The sequence below is a fragment of the Sulfitobacter sp. UBA4523 genome, from assembly GCF_002388305.1.
In the GTDB taxonomy this organism is placed as follows: domain Bacteria; phylum Pseudomonadota; class Alphaproteobacteria; order Rhodobacterales; family Rhodobacteraceae; genus Sulfitobacter; species Sulfitobacter pontiacus.
Window position 1 is genome coordinate 8,841 of record NZ_DGMH01000012.1, and the last position, 5,566, is coordinate 14,406.

Sequence of the window (5,566 nt, forward strand, 5' to 3'; positions counted from 1 at the left end):
ATGGCGTTCGAAGAAGAGTTCGGCATCGAGATCCCCGATGACGCAGCCGAGAACATCCAGACCTTCGGCGACGCGGTCAAGTTCATCAAAGAAGCGTCCTAAGACGTTTTTGCCAGCCGCAGCCCCATAGGCGTCGCGGCGGCACGAGATTTAGAGAACGGCGTTCTTCCTAGCGGAAGGGCGCCGTTTTTGCTTGGGGGGACCGCGCGTCACTTGTGTTGCGCGGGCTGCGGCGTGACACTGGCTGCGACAGAAATTCAAGCGTGAAGGTAATTCACCACATGTCGCGATCCGTACCGACCATCAATACCGCCCGTCTCACCCTGCGCGCCATGCGGGCCGAAGACTTCCCCCGTTATGCTGACATCTGGGCCACGCCCGCCGTGGTGACCCATATTACCGGCAAGCCCAAACCCAAGGCCGAAAGCTGGGATGCGTTTCTGCGCAATGCGGGCCATTGGCAGATTGTCGGGTTTGGTCAATGGGCGATCCAGTCGCGCGGCACCCGCGAGATGGAAGGTCAGGTCGGGTTTTTCTTTGGTTCCCGCGGGTTTGGCGACGATTTCGATCCCTTTCCCGAGGCCGGTTGGGTGCTGGCCCCCGAAGCGCAGGGCACGGGGCTGGGGCTGGAAGCCGCGCGCGCCGCGCATGACTGGTTCGACCGCGTGGTGACGGGGCGCACGGTGTGCATGGTCGCCGTGGCGAATGCATCTTCGCTGCGTCTGGCCGAGACCTTGGGATATACCGCGCTGCGCGACATAGAGCTTGACGGCGACAAGATACGTCTGATGACGCGCAAAGGCCCGCCGGTCTGACCGTGGCTTGGGCGCTTCGCGTCTTGAAATTTACGGTCTCGGCAAGGTATAGCCGGTCAACGCAAAGAAACACCAAGGGGCTTGGATATGCGCAGAGTAGTAGTGACAGGTTTGGGATTGGTAACTCCGTTGGCCGATGGCGTGGAGGCCAGCTGGTCCAGAATTTTGGATGGTCAGTCCGGGGCGGGCAAGATCACGGGCTTCGATCCCAGCAAGCTGGTCACTCAATACGCCTGCGAAGTGCCGCTTGGCGACGGTACGGATGGTACCTTTAACGGCGACAAGTATATGGAGCCGAAAGAACAGCGCAAAGTGGATACCTTTATCCTGTTCGGCATGGCCGCAGCACAGCAAGCGGTCGAGGATTCCGGCTGGATGCCCACGGACCGCGAAGATCTGGAACGCACCGGCGTCTTGATCGGGTCGGGCATCGGGGGCCTGAACTCTATCGCGAACACGGCCGTGATGATGCACGAGAAAGGCCCGCGCCGCGTGAGTCCGTTCTTTGTGCCCGGCGCGCTGATCAACCTGATCTCGGGTCAGGTATCGATTCGCTATGGTTTCCGCGGCCCGAACCATTCGGTCGTGACCGCCTGTTCCACCGGTGCCCATGCGATTGGTGACGCAAGCCGTCTGATCCAGCATGGCGACGCGGATGTGATGATTGCCGGCGGGGCCGAGGCCGCGATTTGCGAGATCGGCATGGCCGGGTTCAACGCCTGTAAAGCGCTGTCCACCAAGCGGGGCGACGACCCCACCAAGGCAAGCCGCCCCTATGACGCGGATCGTGACGGTTTCGTCATGGGCGAGGGCGCGGGCATTGTCGTGCTGGAAGAATACGAACACGCCAAGGCCCGTGGGGCCAAGATCTATGCCGAGGTGCTGGGCTATGGTCTGTCAGGCGATGCCTATCACATCACCGCCCCTGCCGAGGATGGCGACGGGGCCGAACGGTCCATGCGCAACGCCTTGCGTGGTGCCGGGCTGGAGCCAAAAGACATCGACTATATCAACGCGCATGGCACATCGACCATGGCTGATGTGATCGAACTGGGCGCGGTCGAGCGGATGCTGGGCGACGCGGTTGAGACGGTCACCATGTCGTCGACGAAATCCGCGACCGGTCACCTGTTGGGGGCTGCTGGCGCGATCGAGGCGATCTTCTCTATCCTTGCGATCCGCGATCAGGTGGCCCCGCCGACCATCAACCTCGACAATCCTGCGGTTGAAACCAAGATCGATCTGGCCCCGAACAAGAAGGTCGAGCGCAAGATTGATGTCGCGCTGAGCAACTCTTTCGGCTTTGGTGGCACCAATGCGAGCGTGATCTTCGGGAAAGCATCCTAATGTGGCGTCATATCGCGTCTAACGCTGTTACGTTTCTGATTTTAGGCTTGTTTTTGTTAGGCGGGATTATCCTGTGGGGGCGGGGGCAGTATGATGCCCCCGGTCCGCTGTCGCAGGCGATCTGCCTGCAGGTGGAGCGCGGGTCGAACATGCGTGCCGTAGGCGATGATCTTGCTACGCAAGAGGCCGTAAGCTCGGCTGCGATCTTCCGTCTTGGGGCGGAGTATGAGGAAAAGACCCGCGACCTGAAGGCGGGGAGCTTTCTGATCCAGCCCGAAGCCTCGATGAAAGAGATCGTGGACACGGTGACACGCGGCGGGGCAAGCACCTGCGGTACCGAAGTTGTCTACCGCATCGGTGTGAACCGCATCAGCACGCAGGTGCGTGAGCTGGACCCCGTAACAAGCCGTTTCGTCGAGCGTGCCGAATTCACCCCCGGTGAGGATGAGGTGCCAGAGGTCTATACCCAGACCAAGGCGAAGGCCGACACGCGGTTCCGCATCGCGATGGCAGAGGGCGTGACAAGCTGGCAGGTGGCCGAGGCGTTGAAAGCCATTGACCTGCTGTCAGGCGAGATCGCGGCTGTGCCTGCGGAGGGATCTTTGGCCCCCGACAGCTATGAGGTGTCCGAAGGGGACGACCGTGCCGAAATCCTGACGCGTATGGCCGCGGCACAAGAACAGCGTTTGGCCGAAGCCTGGGAGGCTCGCGATCCGGGGCTGCCTGTCGAGACGCCTGAGGAGCTGTTGATCCTTGCCTCTATCGTCGAGAAGGAAACCGGCGTACCGGAAGAGCGCGAACAGGTGGCGAGCGTTTTCGTCAACCGTTTGAACCAAGGCATGCGTCTGCAGACGGACCCGACCGTGATCTACGGGATCACCAACGGGCAGGGCGTCTTGGGGCGTGGTCTGCGCCGCAGCGAACTGCGCAAGGAGACTCCGTTCAACACCTACGTCATCGACGCGCTGCCACCGACGCCGATTGCGAACCCCGGACGTGCGAGCCTGATGGCTGCGGCACAACCGGCCAGCGAGGACTATGTTTTCTTCGTTGCCGATGGCACCGGCGGTCACGCTTTTGCCGAGACATTGGAAGAGCATAACGCCAATGTCGCGCGCTGGCGCCAGATCGAGGCGGAGCGTGGCGCGGAAGCGGCGGGCAATGCGTCGACGGGCGGAAACTAAGCGTCAGAGCGGGTGCGGATTTGGGTTAAATTAGGAATTTGTTAACCATCGTAAGGGCTTGGAAGGTTTCGGTAACCTTGTTTTCCTTGACTTTGCGTCCGCTCTGACATAGAAATACGTCCATGCTAGAAGACATGGGCAAACGGCCCCGGATTAAGTTCCGGTGGCCGTTTTTTCGTGTCTGCTCGGGTTGGAGGTCCAAAACGAGAGGTAAGAGCAAGATGACGATGAATACCCCGGAACAGGAAATTGCTGCCAGCGAAGAGCAGCTTCAGGCATTGCAGGTCGCGATCCGCGATTTGCGCCGCGAGATAGAGAGCCTGCGCGAACAGGCCCGATCCGGGGAGGAAGTAAACGAAACAGCAGCGTCGAAGGCATTGGGTAAGGCCAGTGGCATGGTGGCGACTTGCGTCAAGGTGGAGACCTATCTGAATGAGTGCAGAAACAGACAAGCGGGCATTGCCCGAGGGGGATACGCGCTGGACATGGAAAGGGCGCGGGCTGACATCGGGTGCAAGCTGGATCGGCTCCGCCGATGTTGCGGTGCAAGCCCGGTTCCTGAATGATCTGGAGGAGGGAGAGCTTTTGGCTCTCCCTTTTTTGTTCGAGTTCTGGGCCATGCCGCATCAGTTCCCCCCCGAGGGCGACTGGCGGTCCTGGGTGATCATGGGCGGGCGCGGTGCGGGCAAGACGCGTGCGGGGGCGGAATGGGTGCGCGCGCAGGTCGAAGGGTCGCGGCCCTTGGATGCGGGGCGCTGTCGCCGTGTGGCGTTGGTGGGAGAGACCATCGAGCAGGTGCGCGAGGTGATGATCTTTGGCGATAGCGGGATATTGGCGTGCTCGCCTGCGGACCGGCGACCGGATTGGGAGGCGACGCGCAAGCGGTTGGTCTGGCCCAATGGGGCCGTGGCGACGGTGCATACGGCGCATGACCCAGAGGGGCTGCGCGGGCCGCAGTTTGACGCGGCCTGGGTGGATGAGCTGGCCAAGTGGAAGAAGGCCGAAGAGACGTGGGACCAGTTGCAGTTCGCCTTGCGGTTGGGGGAGGACCCGCGGGTCTGTGTGACCACGACTCCGCGTAATGTCGGCGTGCTGAAAAACCTGCTGGCGTCGCCGTCGACCGTGACCACCCATGCCCCGACAGAGGCGAATGCCGCGAACCTTGCGGGCTCTTTCCTGGAGGAGGTGCGGGCGCGCTATCGCGGGACGCGGTTGGGCCGACAGGAACTGGACGGTGTGCTGTTGGCCGATGCGGAAGGGGCGCTGTGGACATCCGAGCGGATCGAGGCCGGGCGGATGCGGGATGTGCCCTTGCTGGACCGGATCGTCGTGGGGTTGGACCCTGCGACCACCGCCGGCGCGGGGTCGGATGAATGCGGGATCGTGGTGGTGGGCGCGCAGACCCAAGGCCCGCCGCAGGATTGGCGCGCCGTCGTGCTGGCCGATTGCACGGTACAAGGGGCGACCCCGTCGGGCTGGGCGCGCGCGGCGATCAGCGCGATGGCGCAGTACGGCGCAGACCGTCTTGTCGCCGAGGTCAATCAGGGCGGGCAGATGGTTGCGGAGGTCTTGCGTCAGGTCGACCCATTGGTGCCGGTCAAATCGGTTCATGCCAGCCGTGGCAAGGTCGCGCGGGCGGAGCCTGTGGCGGCCCTTTATGAGCAGGGGCGCGTGGGGCATGTGGCGGGGCTGGACGCGCTGGAGGACCAGATGTGCCGGATGACAGCGCGGGGCTATGAGGGCGGCGGATCGCCGGACCGCGTCGATGCGCTGGTCTGGGCGCTGCATGAGCTGATGATCGAGCCTGCGGCACAGTGGCGGATGCCCGGGGTGCGTGGATTGTGAGCGCGTTGCGGAGGAGAGCGGCCCTTCGGGGAGAGTTTAACGGGCAAAATGAAGCGCTGTTGCGGGCGGGGCGTTCGCTCTGGTCGGGTGGCGTTAAGAGATTGGTGAGATCTTCATGGGGCGGTCAATGAGCAGGGAGAGCAGCGGCATGGTTTTTGATTTTCTCAAACGGGGGGCGGTTGAGGTGGTTGCGGAGAAGAAAGCCTCTGCCACGGGGCCTGTCGTTGCGGTTCAGACCAGCGGGCGCGTGGCCTGGAGCCCGCGCGATGTGGTCAGTCTGACGCGCAGCGGGTTTTGCGGCAACCCTGTGGGATTTCGGTCGGTGAAGCTGATCGCGGAGGCCGCGGCGGCCTTGCCGCTGGTGTTGCAGGATGC

The 5,566-nt window shown here is 62.8% G+C and carries 5 protein-coding genes and 2 pseudogenes; all 7 read left to right on the forward strand.

The features are described from left to right. Positions 1 to 102 (forward strand): annotated as a pseudogene (locus B3849_RS02285) (acyl carrier protein); the annotation flags it as partial. 179 nt (positions 103 to 281) lie between these two features. Then, a complete protein-coding gene (locus B3849_RS02290; protein WP_278424455.1) occupies positions 282 to 815 on the forward strand; it encodes a GNAT family N-acetyltransferase in 534 nt (177 codons plus the stop codon). A gap of 87 nt (positions 816 to 902) precedes the next feature. Continuing rightward, positions 903 to 2,162 (forward strand): beta-ketoacyl-ACP synthase II, encoded by a 1,260-nt coding sequence (fabF, locus tag B3849_RS02295; RefSeq protein WP_074635104.1) that lies wholly within the window; start codon positions 903 to 905, stop codon positions 2,160 to 2,162. Beyond that, positions 2,162 to 3,346: an endolytic transglycosylase MltG gene (gene mltG / locus B3849_RS02300; protein ID WP_037944000.1), complete on the forward strand. Its 1,185-nt coding sequence runs from the start codon at positions 2,162 to 2,164 to the stop codon at positions 3,344 to 3,346. Before fabF ends, mltG begins: the two co-directional genes overlap by 1 nt. A gap of 221 nt (positions 3,347 to 3,567) precedes the next feature. Further along, positions 3,568 to 3,912, forward strand: a complete 345-nt coding sequence (locus B3849_RS02305) for a hypothetical protein (protein ID WP_286779764.1) — start codon at positions 3,568 to 3,570, stop codon at positions 3,910 to 3,912. 52 nt (positions 3,913 to 3,964) lie between these two features. Beyond that, positions 3,965 to 5,191, forward strand: a complete 1,227-nt coding sequence (locus B3849_RS02310) for a DNA-packaging protein (RefSeq protein ID WP_286779766.1) — start codon at positions 3,965 to 3,967, stop codon at positions 5,189 to 5,191. 148 nt (positions 5,192 to 5,339) lie between these two features. Next, a pseudogene (locus tag B3849_RS02315) lies at positions 5,340 to 5,566 on the forward strand (phage portal protein); the annotation flags it as partial.